The organism is Streptomyces sp. NPDC043685, assembly GCF_056436585.1.
The window spans coordinates 339,228-355,900 of the sequence record NZ_JBWKCH010000002.1; the positions used below are offsets into that span (position 1 = coordinate 339,228).

19 protein-coding genes and 1 pseudogene are annotated in these 16,673 nt (G+C 70.7%); 11 read left to right on the top strand and 9 right to left on the bottom strand.

Annotated elements, in window-relative coordinates; translation table 11 throughout:
• Positions 1-2: 2 nt before the first annotated feature.
• Together AC0665_RS06270 and AC0665_RS06275 are read right to left on the bottom strand one after the other, a co-directional pair.
• Positions 3-1,427, bottom strand: coding sequence for a sugar transferase (locus AC0665_RS06270; RefSeq protein WP_478602161.1), 1,425 nt, complete (start codon positions 1,425-1,427; stop codon positions 3-5).
• On the bottom strand, positions 1,424-2,587 hold the full coding sequence (locus tag AC0665_RS06275; protein WP_478704524.1) for a glycosyltransferase: 1,164 nt from the start codon (positions 2,585-2,587) through the stop codon (positions 1,424-1,426). The genes AC0665_RS06270 and AC0665_RS06275 overlap by 4 nt, the downstream gene beginning before the upstream one ends.
• Positions 2,588-2,990: 403 nt before the next feature.
• Between AC0665_RS06275 and chpG the strand changes: the two genes are divergently transcribed.
• The 7 genes from chpG to AC0665_RS06310 all read left to right on the top strand — a co-directional run bounded on the left by chpG (position 2,991) and on the right by AC0665_RS06310 (position 7,325).
• A complete protein-coding gene (gene chpG, locus AC0665_RS06280; RefSeq protein WP_062926927.1) occupies positions 2,991-3,230 on the top strand; it encodes a chaplin ChpG in 240 nt (79 codons plus the stop codon).
• A gap of 248 nt (positions 3,231-3,478) precedes the next feature.
• Positions 3,479-4,108 (top strand): hypothetical protein, encoded by a 630-nt coding sequence (locus AC0665_RS06285; protein WP_478507959.1) that lies wholly within the window; start codon positions 3,479-3,481, stop codon positions 4,106-4,108.
• A gap of 247 nt (positions 4,109-4,355) precedes the next feature.
• Complete coding sequence (locus AC0665_RS06290) at positions 4,356-4,640, top strand: hypothetical protein (protein WP_107455048.1); 285 nt, start codon at positions 4,356-4,358, stop codon at positions 4,638-4,640.
• A complete protein-coding gene (locus AC0665_RS06295; protein ID WP_363118908.1) occupies positions 4,637-5,242 on the top strand; it encodes a vitamin K epoxide reductase family protein in 606 nt (201 codons plus the stop codon). Before AC0665_RS06290 ends, AC0665_RS06295 begins: the two co-directional genes overlap by 4 nt.
• Before the next feature lie 134 nt (positions 5,243-5,376).
• On the top strand, positions 5,377-5,895 hold the full coding sequence (locus AC0665_RS06300; protein ID WP_478704525.1) for a hypothetical protein: 519 nt from the start codon (positions 5,377-5,379) through the stop codon (positions 5,893-5,895).
• Between the two features lie 106 nt (positions 5,896-6,001).
• Positions 6,002-6,475 (top strand): tyrosinase cofactor, encoded by a 474-nt coding sequence (locus AC0665_RS06305; protein ID WP_478704526.1) that lies wholly within the window; start codon positions 6,002-6,004, stop codon positions 6,473-6,475.
• Entirely contained in the window at positions 6,459-7,325 is an 867-nt protein-coding gene (locus AC0665_RS06310; protein ID WP_478602169.1) for a tyrosinase family protein, read from the top strand. Before AC0665_RS06305 ends, AC0665_RS06310 begins: the two co-directional genes overlap by 17 nt.
• A 105-nt stretch (positions 7,326-7,430) precedes the next feature.
• Here the strand turns inward: AC0665_RS06310 and AC0665_RS06315 are convergent, their stop codons facing one another.
• Both AC0665_RS06315 and AC0665_RS06320 read right to left on the bottom strand, forming a co-directional pair.
• Positions 7,431-7,712, bottom strand: a complete 282-nt coding sequence (locus AC0665_RS06315; protein ID WP_468409230.1) for a chaplin — start codon at positions 7,710-7,712, stop codon at positions 7,431-7,433.
• Between the two features lie 132 nt (positions 7,713-7,844).
• Positions 7,845-8,804, bottom strand: a complete 960-nt coding sequence (locus AC0665_RS06320) for a D-2-hydroxyacid dehydrogenase family protein (protein WP_478602172.1) — start codon at positions 8,802-8,804, stop codon at positions 7,845-7,847.
• Positions 8,805-9,085: 281 nt separating this feature from the next.
• On the opposite strand from AC0665_RS06320, the gene AC0665_RS06325 reads away from it, so the two are divergent.
• Complete coding sequence (locus AC0665_RS06325; protein WP_478602174.1) at positions 9,086-9,841, top strand: formylglycine-generating enzyme family protein; 756 nt, start codon at positions 9,086-9,088, stop codon at positions 9,839-9,841.
• A 155-nt stretch (positions 9,842-9,996) separates the two neighbouring features.
• On the opposite strand, the gene AC0665_RS06330 is transcribed toward AC0665_RS06325, so the two are convergent.
• Entirely contained in the window at positions 9,997-10,614 is a 618-nt protein-coding gene (locus AC0665_RS06330) for a TetR/AcrR family transcriptional regulator (protein ID WP_478704527.1), read from the bottom strand.
• Between the two features lie 112 nt (positions 10,615-10,726).
• On the opposite strand from AC0665_RS06330, the gene AC0665_RS06335 reads away from it, so the two are divergent.
• A complete protein-coding gene (locus AC0665_RS06335) occupies positions 10,727-11,638 on the top strand; it encodes an alpha/beta fold hydrolase (protein ID WP_478704528.1) in 912 nt (303 codons plus the stop codon).
• Here AC0665_RS06335 and AC0665_RS06340 read toward each other — a convergent pair.
• Both AC0665_RS06340 and AC0665_RS06345 read right to left on the bottom strand, forming a co-directional pair.
• On the bottom strand, positions 11,619-11,987 hold the full coding sequence (locus tag AC0665_RS06340) for a DUF1330 domain-containing protein (protein ID WP_468633562.1): 369 nt from the start codon (positions 11,985-11,987) through the stop codon (positions 11,619-11,621). The two genes, AC0665_RS06335 and AC0665_RS06340, sit on opposite strands and share 20 nt — an antisense overlap.
• Before the next feature lie 161 nt (positions 11,988-12,148).
• Positions 12,149-12,712 (bottom strand): GNAT family N-acetyltransferase, encoded by a 564-nt coding sequence (locus AC0665_RS06345; RefSeq protein WP_478704529.1) that lies wholly within the window; start codon positions 12,710-12,712, stop codon positions 12,149-12,151.
• Positions 12,713-13,166: 454 nt separating this feature from the next.
• Between AC0665_RS06345 and AC0665_RS06350 the strand changes: the two genes are divergently transcribed.
• Together AC0665_RS06350 and AC0665_RS06355 are read left to right on the top strand one after the other, a co-directional pair.
• A complete protein-coding gene (locus AC0665_RS06350; RefSeq protein WP_478602184.1) occupies positions 13,167-14,522 on the top strand; it encodes a hypothetical protein in 1,356 nt (451 codons plus the stop codon).
• Positions 14,523-14,526: 4 nt separating this feature from the next.
• Positions 14,527-14,916, top strand: a complete 390-nt coding sequence (locus AC0665_RS06355) for a hypothetical protein (RefSeq protein ID WP_478602186.1) — start codon at positions 14,527-14,529, stop codon at positions 14,914-14,916.
• 554 nt (positions 14,917-15,470) lie between these two features.
• Here AC0665_RS06355 and AC0665_RS06360 read toward each other — a convergent pair.
• Positions 15,471-15,965 (bottom strand): annotated as a pseudogene (locus tag AC0665_RS06360) (IS5 family transposase); the annotation flags it as partial.
• A 334-nt stretch (positions 15,966-16,299) separates the two neighbouring features.
• On the bottom strand, positions 16,300-16,563 hold the full coding sequence (locus AC0665_RS06365) for a hypothetical protein (RefSeq protein WP_478704530.1): 264 nt from the start codon (positions 16,561-16,563) through the stop codon (positions 16,300-16,302).
• Positions 16,564-16,673 lie beyond the last annotated feature (110 nt).

A 16,673-nucleotide genomic window follows, 5' to 3' on the forward strand; every position in this document is an offset into this window, starting at 1 on the left:
GCTCAGCTCCCCGTCGGACGCACGAGCGCGGCCGCCGTCCGCAGCAGGATGCAGACGTCCTGCCACAGCGACCAGTCGTCGATGTACGCGTTGTCGAACCGGGCCCGGTCCTCGATCGAGGTGTCCCCGCGCAGCCCGTGCACCTGGGACAGGCCGGTGATGCCGGTGCGCACCCGGTGGCGGGCGGCGTAGCCCGGATGGGTCTGGCCGAACTTCGCCACGAAGTACGGGCGTTCCGGCCGCGGCCCGACCAGGCTCATGTCGCCGCGCAGCACGTTCCACAACTGGAGCAGCTCGTCCAGGGACGTGCGGCGCAGGAAGCGGCAGAACCACGGCATCTGGTGTTCGTTCGCCACGCTCCAGCGGGTCGCCGACTCGTGCGCGTCGACCGGCCGGTGTGTGCGGAACTTCAGCAGCGTGAAGGGCCGGCCGCCCCGGCCGATCCGCTCCTGCCGGAAGACGACCCCCGGCCCGTCGCTCAGCCGCAGCACCACAGCGCACAGCAGCAGCAACGGGCTGACCAGCAGGAGCAGCGCGCCCGACACCACGACGTCCAGGGCCCGCTTGCCCGCCCTGTCGCGCCGCCCCGTCCCGAGGTCCAGGCGACGGCAGGGGAACCCGGCGAGCCGGTCCCCCGTCCGGTAGGCGGGCACGTCCGGGTCGACCTCCCACACCGTGCAGCCCGACTCGGCCAGCGCCCGCAGCAGCGGCCCCTGCCCGGCCCGCACCGAGGGGTGCACGGCCAGCACCTCGCGCACCCCGTTCTGGATGAGTGCCCGCTGGACCTCCTCGCCGGTGGTCAGCACGGGCAGACCCCCGGTGCCGTCCGGCTCGTCGGTGACGACGCCCACCGGCCGCACCCCGTCCCGGGGGTGGCGCAGCACGGCCGCGGCCACCCGCTGCGCGGTCCCGGCGGGCCCGACCACCAGCGCGGCCCGCGGCCGGTGCAGCAGCTCGGCGCGCCGGCACGTGTGCACCGCGCCGCGCCCCGCGCAGCTCGCCGCGCTCTGCAGCAGGAAACCGGAGAGCAGGGTCGAAGCGGACAGCACGTGTTGCGGGGTGTACGCCGCCACGAACGCCGCGAGCGCCAGCCAGGCCACCGCGATCCGGCCGCTCACCGCGGGCAGTTCGTCCAGCACCGCCGGCACCCGCGCGGGCCGGTGCGGGCGCAGCAGCAGCGAGGCGGCCACGAGGACCGCCAGCAGCAGTGGGTGGCGCTGGGTGCCGGAGAGCGCGAGGCCGCCCAGCACGGCGGCGGTGCCGTCGGCGGCGAGCAGCGGCAGCGGCGACACGGTCCGGGCCGGTGGCCGCCGGTCGGGGAAGCGGAAGCCCGCCGCGGCGCCGCGCGGCGGCATGACCGACACGGGCGGGAATCCGGACTCCCGTGGCTGACCGGTAGACGTGGGGACGGTGCTTTCCGCGGTCACGAGGCGACAGACTCCCTGCGCTCGGTGGACACGGCGTGCGCGGCCAGGAGTTCGCGGTACAGGTCCGCGATCGTCCGGGCCGTGCGGCGCACGTCGTGCGTGGACAGGACGTGCCGGCGCCCCTGGTCGCCGAGTTCGGCACGCAGCGGCGGGTCCAGCAGCAGCCCGGCGACGGCCTCGGCCAGCGCCACCGGGGCCAGGGCGGGGACCAGGCAGTGCGGCGCGAGGGCGGGCGGCAGGCTCTCGCGGGCCCCGCCGACGTCCGTCACCACCACCGGCCGCCCGCACGCCATGGCCTCCAGCGGGGCCAGGGCCATGCCCTCCCACCGCGACGGCAGGACGACCAGATCCGCCGCCTGGTACCAGGGCACGACGTCGGCGACGTCCCCCGCGAACAGCACGGAGCCCGGCGCCAGGGCCCGCAGCCGGCCGTGGTCCGGGCCGTCACCGACCAGCACCAGACGGGCCCCGGGGACCCGCCGCAGCACCTGCTCCCACGCCGTCAGCAGGACGTCCTGCCCCTTCTGCCGGCACAGCCGCCCGACGCACACCACGAGCGGCCCGCGCGGCCCGGCGTCCGGCAGCAGCCGCGCCCGTACGGCGTCCGCGTCGGCCGGACGGAAGCGCTCGACGTCGATGCCGTTGGGGACGACGCTCCACCGTCCGCGGACCCCGGCCCGCGCCCCGAGCCGGCGTTCCGCCTCGCTCACGCACACCACCCGCGCCGCCCACCGGGCACCCTGGCGCTCCCAGCCGCGCGCGAGGGCCGCGGTGGGGCCGCCGACGGCCTCGAACGACCAGGCGTGCGGCTGGAACACCGTCGGGGTCCGTCCCCGTACGGCGAGCCGCCCGGCCAGCCCGGCCTTCGCGCTGTGCGCGTGCACCAGATCGGGCCGTACGTCCGCGACGAGGCGGGCGAGCCGCCGTGTCTCGTCCACCAGGGACGGCCCCGGCGCACGCGTCGCCGCCCAGTGCCGTACGTCCGCGCCGAGGTCCGCGAGCCGGGCCGCGAGGGGGCTGTCGGGGCAGGCGACCGTGACGCGCAGGCCCGCGGCCAGCTGGGCCCCGGCCAGGTCCGTCACGACGCGGGCGACTCCGCCGTCCACGGGTTGGGTGACGTGCAGGACCCGTGGCGGAGGGTCGGTCGGTGACAGGTGCATGCGCGGTTTTCCTCGCTCACGGATGGCGCTCGGGACGGCGGGAACGCGCCTGAACTGCCGGGTGCCGACAGCGCCGCAGAGCACGCCGGCGCATGCCGCGTCCCGCTGGGAAACGAGCCGGACGGCCACCTGGTCACCACCGCACCGGAGGGGTTCGCGGACCGTGGTGTCCTCCCTCGTCCCTGAGTGCGATTTGCTTGCCGTAGGGGTGCGTTGAGAGGTGTGCGACTCTAGTTGCTATCCGCACTTTTCCTGCGAAACCGGGCGTGAGTGTCGGAATGGTGAAGACCGCCTCTGCGGTCGGATCACCCCTTTGGCGGCACAACTCGCGCTCACGCCACGCGTTGACACAGCGCCGGGCATCCGCCCGGATGTTTGTGTCAACCCCAAGGAGCACCTCTCCATGTCGCGTATCGCGAAGGGCCTGGTCCTGACCTCCGCTGCCGCTGCCGCTGTCGCGGGCAGCACCGGCATCGCCGCCGCCGACGCCGGCGCGCAGGCCGCCGCCGCCCACTCCCCGGGTGTGCTGTCCGGCAATGTCGTCCAGGTTCCGCTGCACATCCCGGTCAACGTCTGCGGCAACACGGTCGACATCATCGGCCTGCTGAACCCGGCGTTCGGCAACGAGTGCGAGAACGACTGACGTCGCCTCGAAACCCTGACCGGCCGTTCTCCCGTGGGACCACGCGGGAGAGCGGCCGGTTCGCGTTGCCCCGAACGGGGGCGGGCGGGCGCTCGGCCGGACGGGCCGCGCGCACGCCGCCTCACCAGCAGGGACGCCGCGGACCTGGGGACATGGCGCTGACCTGGTGCGTTTCGCTCGGTTGCGGAGCGTGGCGACCCCTCGCACGGTGGGCACAAGATCCGACGCACCACCGAAAGGAACCCCCCATGCGTCTGCCCGCACGGCGAATCGCCACCCCCGCGCTCTGCGCCACGCTGCTGCTCGGGGTGACCGGGCCCGCGGCCGTGGCCGCCGACAGCGCATCGGCCCAGGAGCACACCCGCGCCGCGTCCCGCGCCCCCGTCCCCGACGCGGACGAGCTGCTCGGCCAGGTGGAGAGCCTGGGCGGCCTCGGCGGCGTGCTCGTCCCGGTCGCCGACCTGCTGACCGCCGTGCTCAAGGCGGACGACGGCCAGCTGCCGCACTCCCAGGCGGCCAAGCTCAGCACCTCGGTGCAGGACGCCATCGACCACGCGACCACCGCGGCCCCGGACGCCACGGCCACGCCGGGCGCCACGTCCTCCGACACCCCCCTGCCGCAGGCCAGCACGCTGCCCGCCCCCGTCGAGGACGGCGCCGAGCTGTCCGAGGGCCTCACGGCCGAGGCCCTGGCCGCCCTGGAGAAGGCCACCGACGGGCTGGTCAAGGCCGTCACCTCCGGCGAGAGTGCCCAGGTCGCCCCGGCCGTCCACAGCGTCGTGGCCGGGCTCGTCAACGCCGTCGCCGCGACGCTCGTCGGCAGTGAGCTGCCGGCCCCCGACCTGGCCGGCCTGCCCTCCCTGCCGAAGGCCCCCTGAGGGGCCCCCGCCCATCGCACCGTCGTGCCGGCCCCAGGACCGGCACGACTTCTCGTTCAGCGGCCCCTATGAATACGAGATGCATGTCGAGGTGCATGCCGAGATGCATGCCGAGATGCATGTCGAGATATATGAGGTCGACTCATATGAGGTTCCGGCCACGGGGTTTCCGCTCCGGACAGGCATCGTTAGGCACGGCGTCCGAATTCACCGCCGGTGACGTCAGTCGCCGAAGAAAGGATTCACGATGAAGTCCCTGAAGGCCGCCGCCGTCGTCGCCGGTTCCCTCGTCGTCGCGGGCGCCGCCGCGCCCGCGCACGCCGCCTACGACCCCGCCAACGTGACCCCCACCAGCCTCAACGGCGCCGTCAACGCGCTCACCAGGGAGCCCATCGACCCGATGCCGCTCAAGCACCAGTCCAACGCCCTCGACACCGAGAACAAGGACTCCGTGCTCAGCACCGTCAAGCAGGCGACCACCCGGCTGAACTCCAATGGCGGCCTTCTCGGCGGTCTCCCGCTGCCGAAGTGACCCCGCCCGCGCCCGGCGCCGCGCGCACGGCGGGCGCCGGCCGGGCGTTCGCCCTGCTGCTCGTCGTCGCGGGAGCGGCCGGGCTGCTGGCGTCCTGGGTCATCACCCTCGACAAGTTCAAGCTCCTCGAGGACCCGGACTTCACCCCCGGGTGCAGCCTGAACCCGGTGGTGTCCTGCGGCGGCGTCCTGAAGAGCGACCAGGCCGAGGTCTTCGGGTTCCCCAACCCGATGCTGGGACTGGTCGCCTACGGCGTCGTCGTCTGCGTCGGCCTGAGCCTGCTGGCCGGTGCCCGCTTCCCCCGCTGGTACTGGCTGTCCTTCGACGCCGGATGCCTCTTCGGCGTGGGGTTCGTGACCTGGCTCCAGTTCGAGTCGCTGTACCGGATCAACGCGCTGTGCCTGTGGTGCTGTCTGGCGTGGGCCGCCACGATCCCCCTGTTCTGGTACGTGACGTCGTACACCGTGCGCCGGGGTTTCCTGCCCGCGCCCGGGGCGGTGCGCCGGTTCCTCGACGAGTTCACCTGGGTGCCGCCGGTGCTGCACCTCGGCATCGTCGGCATGCTCGTCCTCACGCGCTGGTGGGACTTCTGGACGCGCTGACGGCACCCGACGCGGACGGGGCCGGTCCGTCGTATTACTGCGGCAGTCGGGGGAATTGTGCGCTCGTGCGGTTCCCCGGCTCGTTACTCGGTACGCACGCCGAGCCCCGACACGTGAAAGGGACCGCACCCCAGATGAAGTCGACCACCCGAGGAACCATCGCCGCAGTGATGACGTGTTTGGCGGCCGCGGCCGGCGCCGCCACCGCGACCCCCGCCGCCGCGGTCGGCGCGGTCCCCGTCCCCCTGCCGCTGGGCGGCGCCGAGAAGGCACTCAACATGGAGCTGCCCGAGGTCACCGGGCAGCTCCCCGTGCCCGTGCCGGGCTCGCCCGAAGGCCCCCGCTACGTCGAGGGCCGGCTCCTCCCGGACCGGGCCGTCCCGCAGCTGCCCGTACACAGCGGGCTGCCCGGCGCGGACCTGCGGGCGCCCCTGCCGCACCTCCTCGGCGCCGGCTTCGACCACGTCGGCGTCGACGCCCCCGCCTCCGACCTGCGGACGCTGGCCCCGGGCGCCTCCGTCGACGCCCCGCTCACCTCGCCCACCGCCGACGGCTTCGGCCTGCCCCAGGCGAAGCTCCCGCAGGTGGGTGTACTGGCCCCGCTGGTGCAGACCGTCCCCACGGCGGACCTGGGCGTCGGCCCCGGCCTGTAGGACTTCGGACCCCAACGGGTGTTCTCGTGTGGCCCCCGCGGTGGTGACCGCGGGGGCCTTCGGGCTGTTACCGCTGTGACAACCCGAGCGCAACGAGGAGCACGACATGGTCGTAGGAGTCGGCGGAGTACCGGTGGGAGCGGCGGAGGACGGGGAAGCGAGAGGCACCCGGCGGGGTCTGCTGCGCGGTCTGATGGCCGCGGCGACCGGCGCCGCACTCACCCCCGTCGTCCTGGCCTCATGGCCGACGGCGCCCGACGGCAAGAACACGGACCTGCGGGCCGACGACGGCATGTTCGAGGAGATCTACCGGGGCCGCCGCATCCGCGGTGTCCCCCTCCCCGGGCGGGAGCGGGAGACCGGCGACGCGGACTGGCACGTCACCGTCGACGGGCGGCCGCTGCACCTGATGCGCCGCGCGGACGGCAGCTGGCTGAGCATGGTCGACCACTACCGCTCCTACCCCACGCCCCTGGCGGCGACCCGCGCGGCCGTCGACGAACTGGGCCCGGGGCGCCACCTGCGCGACCTGCCCGGCCACGGGCAGCAGGACGGGGGAGACCATGGCGTACACGCGTAAGGACGTCAGCACCCTCACCCGCACCGAGAAGCGCCGCTTCGTGAAGGCCTTGCTGGAGGTCAAACGGCGCGGCGAGTACGACGAGTTCGTCCGCACGCACATCGAGTACTACACCTCCGACGGCGACGACGGCCTGCGCACGGCCCACATGGCGCCCTCCTTCCTGCCCTGGCACCGGCGCTTCCTGCTGGACCTTGAGAGGGCGCTGCAACGGGTCGACGCGTCGGTCTCGGTGCCGTACTGGGACTGGACGCGTGATCGCACGGCCACGTCCACGCCCTGGACCGCCGACCTCCTCGGTGGCACCGGGCGGCGCTCCGACCGCCAGGTGACGACCGGGCCGTTCGCCTACGCGGAGGGCAACTGGACCATCAAGGAGGGCGTGACCGACGAGGAGTTCCTCACCCGGGACCTGGGCCGCCCCCGCGACCCGATCCAGCTGCCCACCAAGGCGGAACTGGAACGGGCCCTGAGCGACCCGCTCTACGACGCCTCCCCCTGGGACTCGACGACGGCCAAGGGCTTCCGCAACAAACTGGAGGGGTGGGGGAGCGGGCGGGGCAGTGCCTCCTGGCAGAACCACAACCGGGTGCACCGCTGGGTCGGCGGCGCCATGGTCGGCGGAGCCTCCGTCAACGACCCGGTCTTCTGGCTGCACCACGCCTTCGTCGACCTGGTGTGGTCCCGCTGGCAGCGGCGGCACCGCGAGCACCGCTACCTCCCGGCCAAGCCGCCCGGGCCGTCCAGCGCGCAGTACCGGCGGGTCGTGGCGCGGCACGAGAAGCTGCCGCCCTGGGACGTGACGCCGGATCAGCTGGAGGACCACGAGCGGTTCTACCGGTACGCGTGAGCCGGCCCGTGTGAGCCGGCCCGTGTGGAGCCTCGGCGCGGCACCGCGAAGGGCCCCGGCACACTGCGTGCCGGGGCCCTTCGGGCGTGCTCAGGGGCGAACGGATCAGTTGCCGTACCCGTAGCCACCCGGGTGACCCTTGGTGTCGTCCTTGTTTTCGCACTCGTTGCCGAACGCCGGGTTCAGCAGGCCGATCACGTTCACGGTGTTGCCGCACAGGTTGATCGGGATGTGGATCGGAACCTGGACGACGTTGCCCGAGAGGACGCCCGGGGACCCGACGGCCGCGGCCTGGGCACCCGCGTCGGCCATGGCCAGGCCGGCCCCGCTGAGCACCACGGCACCCGTGCCGAGCGCGACACCGGCCGCCTTCGCGATGCGAGACATCACGTTCTCCTTCTGACTCGGAAACCACGGCGGCAGGTGGCGCCACCGTGCTTCCCGTTCAACGCGCCCATTGACGGGGGGTCACGGCGATCATGGCTGGATCACCCGTCTTGGACAGCCCCCACCGCCCGGTCAGGGGAGTCGCCGCACGGGCGCGCCGTCGAGAAACGCGCGGATGTCCTCCACGGCGTGCCCGTAGTACGTCGCGAAGTTCGCCCGGGAGACGTAACCGAGGTGCGGGGTGGCGAGCAGACGCGGGGCCGAGCGCATCGGGTGGCCGGCGGGCAGCGGCTCGACGTCGAAGACGTCCACACCGGCGCCGGCGATCCGGCCCGCGTGCAGGGCGTCGAGAAGCGCCGCCTGGTCGACGATCGCCGCGCGCGAGGTGTTGACCAGGTAGGCGGTCGGCTTGAGCAGGGCGAGTTCGGCGGGGCCGAGCAGACCACGGGTGCGCTCACCGAGGACGAGGTGGACCGACACGAAGTCGCTGCCCGCCAGCAGCTCCTCCATGGAGGCCGCGCATTCGACCCCGACCTCGTCGGTGCGCTCCCGGGTGAGGTTCTGACTCCAGGCGCTCACCCGCATGCCGAAGGCCAGCCCGACCTGGGCGACCCGGCTGCCGATCTTCCCCAGCCCGAGCAGCCCGAGGCGCCGGCCGTGCAGATCGGCGCCGACGGTGCTCTGCCAGGGGCCGCCGGAGCGCAGGGCGCCGCTCTCCTCGACGATGCCGCGCGCGAGACCCAGCAGCAGCGCCCAGGTCAGTTCGACGGGCGGGGTGGACGAACTGGCCGTGCCGCACACCGTGACGCCGTGCGCCTCTGCGGCGGCGTAGTCGATCACGGTGTTGCGCATGCCGGAGGCGACGATCAGTTTCAGCCGGGGCAGCCGGGCGATCAGTGACCCGGGGAACGGCACGCGCTCGCGCAGCGTCACGACGATGTCGAAGCCGGCCAGGGCGGCGACGAGCTCGTCCTCGCCGTCGATGTGCCGGTCGAACGACACGACGTCCACGTCGTCGGTGACCACCGACCAGTCGGCGACCTCGGTCGCCACCTGCTGGAAGTCGTCCAGTACGGCGCATCGCAGCGGCACGGGGGCACCTTTCGCGGGTGGGGGTCGGTCGAGCTCGCGGGTGGGGGGGGTCTGCGGGCGGAAGTGGGGCGGAAGGCCATGATCGCGTGCGGGTGGGCCGCGGGGAAGGCCCCGTTCCCCTGACGCAGTCCCTCAGCGTCAGGCTGTCGGTACGCCTTGGGAAGGCAGCGCAGGCGCACGCTCACCAGGCGCCCCTCAGCCGCGGCAGCCGCTCCTCATGGCCGTGCGACAGGTCGAGACCCTCTTCTTCATCCGGAGTGCCTGGCTGCTAGCGTCCGGCCATGTGGGCTCAAGAGACCGTGGCCGGCCGGCCGGCCTGGCGGCACACCCCCTCGGGAGTGGTCTTCCGGGCCGTTCCCGGTGGGACGTTCCGGATGGGCTTGTCCGACGAGGAACTGGAGGCCGTTCGTGCCATCGAGCGGGCCGGCGATGCCGAGGGCGACCTCGAAGCGTTCTTCGCTGATGCTGTCCGGGCCCGGCCGGTGCGAGAAGTGCGGGTCGAGCCGTTCCTGATCGCTCGGCATCCCCTTACGGTGGCGCAAGTGCGGCACTGGCTGCCTGAGTACGAGGACAGCTTCGCCGACTCCGCTTCGAGCACGGCCCGCGTCGAAGACGACTTGGATGACCTGCTCGTGACGTGGCCGTTCCGGCTGCCCGGCGAGGCGGAGTGGGAATACGCGGCCCGGGCGGGCACGACCACTCTGACCTCCCGCGGGGACGGGAAACCGGGTGACGACCAGGTGCTCGACGACTTCGCCGACGAGGAGCGCACTGCCGCGGCTGAGAATGCCTTCGGGCTGGCGGCGATGGGGTCGGCCAATGAAATCTGCGCTGATGTGTGGATTCCGCATTTCATGGACGCGCCGGTGGACGCACGCCCCCGCACCGGGGACGGGCCGCGGGTGGTGCGCGGAGGGGCCGGCGATCTCTATCCGTGGCAGGGCTGCGACGAGTGGCTGCTGTTGCTCTCCGCCACCCGCGACGAGTTCCAGGACTTCACCGCGGTCCGTCCGGTGGCACCGGTGCCGACCGGTTAGGGAGCTTCGTATCCCTGCTCTCGGACCGGTAGCGGTACAGGTGGAACCTCCGCGGGGTGTTCACCTGCGTTCGCGGGCGGCCCGTTCATGGCCGCACGGAAGTTCGCTCGCCGGCCACGGGGCGTTCCGGCTGCACGTCCGCGATGGCTGACGCGTCAAGCTGACGCATCGGCCGAGCGGAAGACGCGGTCGAGATGGTCCTCCAGGACCGTGGCGGCGGACTCGGGGCTGCGCTGACCGACGAGGATGCTGGTGCCGAGCCCCGCGGACATCGCGAGCAGGCCGACCGCCGTCGACTGCGGGTTCACGCCGGGCCGCAGCAGGTCCGCGGTCTGCGCCTGTCGGAGGATGTCGGTCAGGGCGCCTTCGGCCGAGTCGGGGTCCTTGATGAACGGCTGGGCCGCGAGCGTCCGGTCGGTCACGGCCAGCACGGCGTACGAGGTGTAGAGGTGGTGGAAGACGCGGCTCTCCTCGTCGGTCGGCAACGCTGTCATCAGCAGCGCCTCGACCATCGCGCGCGGTCCCGGCTCGTCCCCGGCGGCTCGGATGCGGGCGGAGAGCCGCTCCCCGAACTTCCGGGTCAGGTGTTCCAGTCCGAAGAGAAGCAACTTCTCCTTGGTCTCGAAGTAGTACTGCACCAGCCGCAGTGACACGCCCGCCTCCGCTGCCACATCGCGCATCCCCACAGCATGCAGCCCGCGTCGTCCGGCCACCCGGACGAGTGCCTCCGCGATCGCGGTGCGCCGCTCCGTATGGTCCACCCGCTTGGGCATCGGCTGGTTCTCCGCTCGTCGTCCGCTGGGCCTCGCCGGCCTTTGATGGTACAGCCGTATCAACGTTGTGATACGTTCGTACCACGAAAATCGAGACTCTCCGGAGGTGGCCGTGTCCCAGACCACTGCCCGCACCCAGGCCGACGTCGGCCGCTATGTGAGCGACACCTGGCGCGACCGCTACTTCGCCGCCTGCGACGCCGTCTACGCGCTGGGCGCACCCGCCCTGGCGGAGCAGGACGTGGAGTCCGCGTTCGGAACCACCCACGTGTACCGCTACGGACCCACCGACCCCGCGGCCCAGTCCCGCACCCCGGTCGTCCTGGTGCACGGAGCGGGCTCCTGCTCCGCCATGTGGTACCCGAACACCCCCGCCCTCAGCGCCGACCGCCCCGTCTACGCCGTCGACACCCCGGGTGATCCCGGGCGCAGCGTGCAGCGCGAGCCGATCCATCAGCCCGAACGGGCCGCGCAGTGGCTGGACGAGACGCTCGACGGGCTCGGGCTCGAACGCGTCCACCTCGTCGGCACCTCCTACGGAGGCTGGCTCGCCCTGAACCAGGCGCACCGCCGGCCCGAACGCCTCGCCTCGGTCACCCTGCTCGACCCCGGCGGCCTGGAGAAGGTCGGGCTGCGCTTCTTCGTCTGGATCTTCGCCGGCCTCTTCGCGACCTTCGCACCCAGAACACTGCGCCCGCGCCTGGCCGCCTGGCTGGAACAACCGGTCCTGGTCATGCCCGAGTTGCGCACGATGATCAGGACCGCCATCCGCGCGTACCGCATCCGCCGCCCGGCACCGCTTCCCCTGTCCGAAGCGGAACTGTCCACCATCCGTACGCCGCTCTACCTGGTGCTCGGCAAGCGCAGCCTCCTGCTGCACCCCGAACGGCAGGTGGAGCGCGTTCCGCGCCTGATACCGGGTGCCCGTGCCGAGATCATCACCGGTACCGGGCACGGACCGCAGATCGACCACGCGCAGGAAATCAACCGCAGGATGCTGGACTTCATGGAGTCCGTGGACTGACACGTTCCCCGGTCGTCTGCGCCTTGAGTTTCATCGCACGGTCACGCGGGTCGTACCCAGCGCCGACGCCGTCGACCAGCACGACGTCCCCGCCGATGTGGTCGGTCCGAAGCCGCAGAATGCTCTGGTACGCGGGGGACGCGTACCAGGCACGGGCCTCGGCCAGGCCCGGGAACTCGATCAGCACCATGCTCCCCGGCCAGCTCCCCTCCACCACCTCGTTCGGCGGGCCGTGGATCAGGAACCTGCCGTGAAAAGGGTCGAGGGTGTCCTGGATGCGTTCCAAGTACTCGATGACATCGGGGTGGTGACGGCGACCACGCAGGTGGGCAAAGCCGTATGCAGGCACGTCCGCATCCTTCGTTCGCTCCAATACGACGACGTGAACGTAGCCGCCCGCTTCGCAGCCCGCGATTACCTTCGAGGTAAGCGCCGGAGGGGCCGCTCGCACCCGACCCAGTGGCTGACCGCAGACCATTGGGCGGCCAGAGATACGGCGTTCGGTGCCACTCAGTGCGGCAGCCCTGCCGCGTAGATCCAGTCGAAACCGTCGCATCCCGCTCCGTCGAGGTGTTCCGCCCGGGTCAGTCCGGCACGCACGGCCACGCGTTGAGAGGCGATGTTGTTCGGCCGGACGCGGGCGATCAGAGGGATGTCGGGAACGTGGTGGCGCGCCCAGGAGGCGACTGCCGTCGCGGCCTCGCCGGCGAAGCCCTGACCCCAGGCCGAGGTGGCGAATCGGTAGAAAAGATTGAGGACCTTCATGCCGTGCAGCTCCATGGGCTTGATCCCGCAAAAGCCCAGTTGCAGCGCGGGGGCGTGGCGTCGGACGACCCAGTACCCGTAGCCGCACCGCTGCCACTGGTCATCCCAGCGGCCATAGAGTTCCTCGGCCTCGTCGAGCCGGGTGAGAGCGTCGGAGGGATTGTGCAGACACGTCTCGGGGTCACGATGGATGGCCAGGATCGCGTCGATGTCGGCTTCGGTCGGACGCTGCAACGACAGTCGCGGGGTGCGCAGTTGCTCTCCTGCGGGGCTTCGGTCACTCATGTGAGGATCGTAGAGCTGCGCCATACGGCCCTCCCCACGTCTTGGGCGGGCGAACGCAGCGTGTTCCTGCCCGGCTTGGGACAAGTGCGGACCTGTTGCCAGCGCGGCACGCGAGGGGCCCGGCGCAGCCGCCGACGGTCTCCTGTGACCCTCAGTCTCAGAGGAATCAAAGTGATGAAAGTGGGCAAAGGGGCGTAGAATGGGAGATGCCCGGGTGATCTGTTGAGCACACACAGTGTGTGCATGAGGCGCAATCGAACGACTCCCCTAGGCAGAAGTGATGAACCCGTCCGTCGATCCACACGGCGGCACACCTGACGGCCGCCCACCCGTTCCTCCGCCGCCCACGCGGCCCGCCCGGCCCGTGTCCGCTACGGCGCGTACGCCGGTTTCTCCTCCTCCCCTCTCGCAGCCGCCGTCCGCTGCGAAAGCACCTCCGCACTTCTCCTACGACGTAACCCGGTACCTGTGCGCCGCGATGCACACCGATATCGGGCTCGCTCGCAAGGCGGTGGCACGGATCGTGCACGAGCCGCGGCGTGCCGCCGCCGCCTCGCCCGGCGTGGACCTCGGCTGCGTGTTGCGACATGCCCTGGCCGCCCACGCCCGCCAGCAGCGGCGGGATGTCGTACTCCTCCTGCTGCTGATCGCCATGGTGATCACTCTGCCGTTCGCCTTCGGAGCATCTCTCCTCCTGGGCTTGTTCACGGCCTGGGTGGTCGTGGCCGCCGAGCTGCTGTCGGTGCACTACGGCGTCGTCTCCCGGAAGTTGAAGCGGGAGAACTTCGACCCGAAGTACGCCCCCCACCCACCAGGGGCCCAAGAGGCTGCTCGCCTTGAGGCCATCGAACTCCGTGATCGCGGCAACGTCATGGTCTCCTCGCGCTTCGAGCCCTTCGTCGGGCACGGCGAGACCTACAGAACCTGGTCGTTCGCCCTGAACACCGGACGTCCCGAGACAGGCAAGCAGGTCATCCCCTTCACCATCCACGAACTCAACGCCTATATCTCCGCCCGGGTAGGGGGTCTCAAGCTGCCCGGCATGGAGATCTCCGATGTGCTCCTGGTCAACGGGGCCGACCTGCTCATCGGAGTCGACGACCGCACCCGCGGCGAGGTGCTGCGAAACCTGGCCGGACCGCCTGGGGCGCAGGTTTCGGACGCCCTCCTGCGCGAGCTCCGTGAGGACGGTAAGGGTCGCGCCCGCCCCTATCTGGCGATCCGGGTCACCGGCTGGAGCGGTGAAGTGGTCAGCACCCTGTTCCTCAGATGCGCGCTGCTGTCCGGCCGCGACACCGCGTTCATCGAGGGCAGCAACTGTCTGCTCGCGCCTGTGCGGGAGAAGTACCGGACTGTGGACAGGCTGCTGGATTCACCCACATTGCGGCAGTGGTGCCAGCTGGTTGCCGTAGCCGGGGTACGCACCCCATTCCTGCTGGTCCGTGCGCCCTTCGCGATTCTCGGTGACCTCTTTGCCCCTCTCGCCAGGCACCGCACACAACGCCGACAGGAGCGTCAGATTCGCATGCGGTCATTCGACTACGGCGCGGGGTTCAGTCTCCGGGAGGAGGCGACCGACCGGTACTTCGACCGTTACTTCCAGGCGCTGGACCGGGAGTTGTACTCCAAGACAATCGAGCACCGTGTTCTGGACGCACTCGTGCAGTTCCTGGAGGACCACAACATCGACTCCACCGACCTGATCCAGCGACAGACTTCCATTTACAACTCCGGTCTGTTTGCCGGGCGCGACATCTCTATCAAGGGCTCCAGTGTGCGTACCGGAGGCCTTGGCCGCCAGGGCAACAACCCGCAACCGGTGAAACAGAGGTGAGGTGATGTCGGATCATGGGTCGCACAGGGAGGCGGGACACGTAACCGGCATCCAGGCCGGCCGGGATGTGCGGATCGAGAAGAGCATGGTCGCCTTGGGGCATGCCACGGTGACCGGCACTCAGACATCGACCGAGCACGCCGAGGCCGTCACAGAACTGCGCACTGCGGTCGGCCTGTTGCTAGACGAGATCCGCCGCAACGCGGAGCACTACGAGGACGGAGCGGAACTGGTCGAGGCCGCCGAACAGGTGCAGGTGGAACTGGCCCGCGACAAGCCGCGCCGTAACATCCTTCAACGCTGGCTCGGCTTCATAGCCCCCGGCGTCGCCGCCACCGCTGCGGTTGCGGCAGACGTGACGACTATTCAGGAAAGCGTGAATGCCCTGTTCTAGGCATTTGCGACGTCATCTCAATTTGGCGAGTAAACAGTAGACCTGCTCTTCCCGTGAGAGAAGGGTGGCCTACTCGCGGACGCAGTCATCCGTCGGCCGGACCGTTCGCGCGGAAGTGCTCACCCCGGAGGAGTGAGAGGGTGTACGACACCCAGGTGCAGGCTCTACGAAGCATGGCGGTGGGCGGGGTCAGCCGAGGTTGGATTCTGTGAGCCGACCCATCTCTGGATCTGCCGTCAGGTCATGAACTGACTGAAGGTAACTGCGACCGTCGTCGATGAAACGATCGATCGTGGCACCTAGGCCATGCAGTCCCCGGTGCGCCTCCGGCTGAGTTCTGCCTGCTCCGGGCTGCGGCTTCCGACGGCAATGATCCACGTCTAGGTCCCTGATCACGCCGTCATCCGTGTTGGTGGAGTGCCGCACGCTGGCAGCATCAGCAGCAGTGACAGACAGGCCGAAAAGCATGCATTTGTGATACATGTCCGATGTGGAACCCAGCAGGCGCTCGCGGGCGTCGAGGGGCTCTGTAGTACAAGGCGGTTTCGTTTGGATCAGCGGGCGGACCAGAGGAAGATGCCCGCGATGTGAAGTCCGGCGAGGTAGATGGTCGCGGTCTTCTCGTGGCGGGTGGCGATGCCGCGCCACTGCTTCAGGCGGTTGATGCACCGTTCGACGGTGTTGCGTTGCTTGTATGCCTCGTGGTCGAAGGCCGGTGGTCTGCCGCCCGCCTGTCCGCGCTGCCGCCGGTTGGCCTGCTGGTCGGCCCGTCCAGGGATCACCGCGCGGATACCGCGTCTGCGCGGGTGGTCGCGGATCGCGCGGGAGGAGTACGCCTTGTCGGCCAGGACCACCTCCGGCCTGGTGCGGGGCCGTCCTCGCCGACGGGGAACGCGTAGGCGGGCCATGGCATCGGTGAAGGCGGGAGCGTCGCCGGCCTGCCCGGCGGTGAGGACGAACGCGAGTGGTCGGCACCGGCCGTCGGCCGCGAGGTGGATCTTCGTGGTCAGTCCGCCGCGGGACCGGCCGATGGCGTGATCGTCCGGCTCGCTGGCCGGGGCCCTTTGCTATACCTGCTCTGACCAGCAAAAAGCCCTCCCCAAAGGGAGGGCGGAGACTTGCGCCCCCGGCAGGACTCGAACCTGCGGCCAAGCGCTTAGAAGATGCGGGCACCGTCCTGCGGCGCATCCTCCTTGGTTGCTACCGCGGCTGTGCTCGCCCGCTGACGGCCACCGTCGTCCGCCGTCGTTGCCGTCAGGGCTGCCGTCACTGCCGTCGACGCGTACAGCCCGGACCCGGGGCCTTCGGTGTGGCTCTTCGTCCCGTAATAACTCACGCGGGGACTCTGTCTTGGGCTAGTAGACGTTATGTGCTTGACGGGAGTTAGCTCGCTTCGATGGCGTACACCACCCCCTCCGCCGTCAGGCGGATGAGCGATGGCTTTCTTCCCAATGGCCCGCCGAACACCCAGTCGACGACGAGCAGGCCCTTTGCCTCCAAGTAGCTCAAGTCTTTCTGTAGGTCTTGGTCAGACAAACCGACCCGGGTGGCTACGTCTGTGGCGTCAGTGCGGACGTTCATCTGGCCGCCAACCGCTTCGTGAACCGCTTTTATGATCCTTTGGGGTTGGTCGCTGAGAGATGGCATGCTCGTTGCCCTCCGACCCGCCAGCGTCGTCTTACCACGCTAGGCCCGACGTATCGAAGTCGCGGGACGCTCGCACGTGGGCGCCGCTTAGTAGTTCGACCTCCAATACG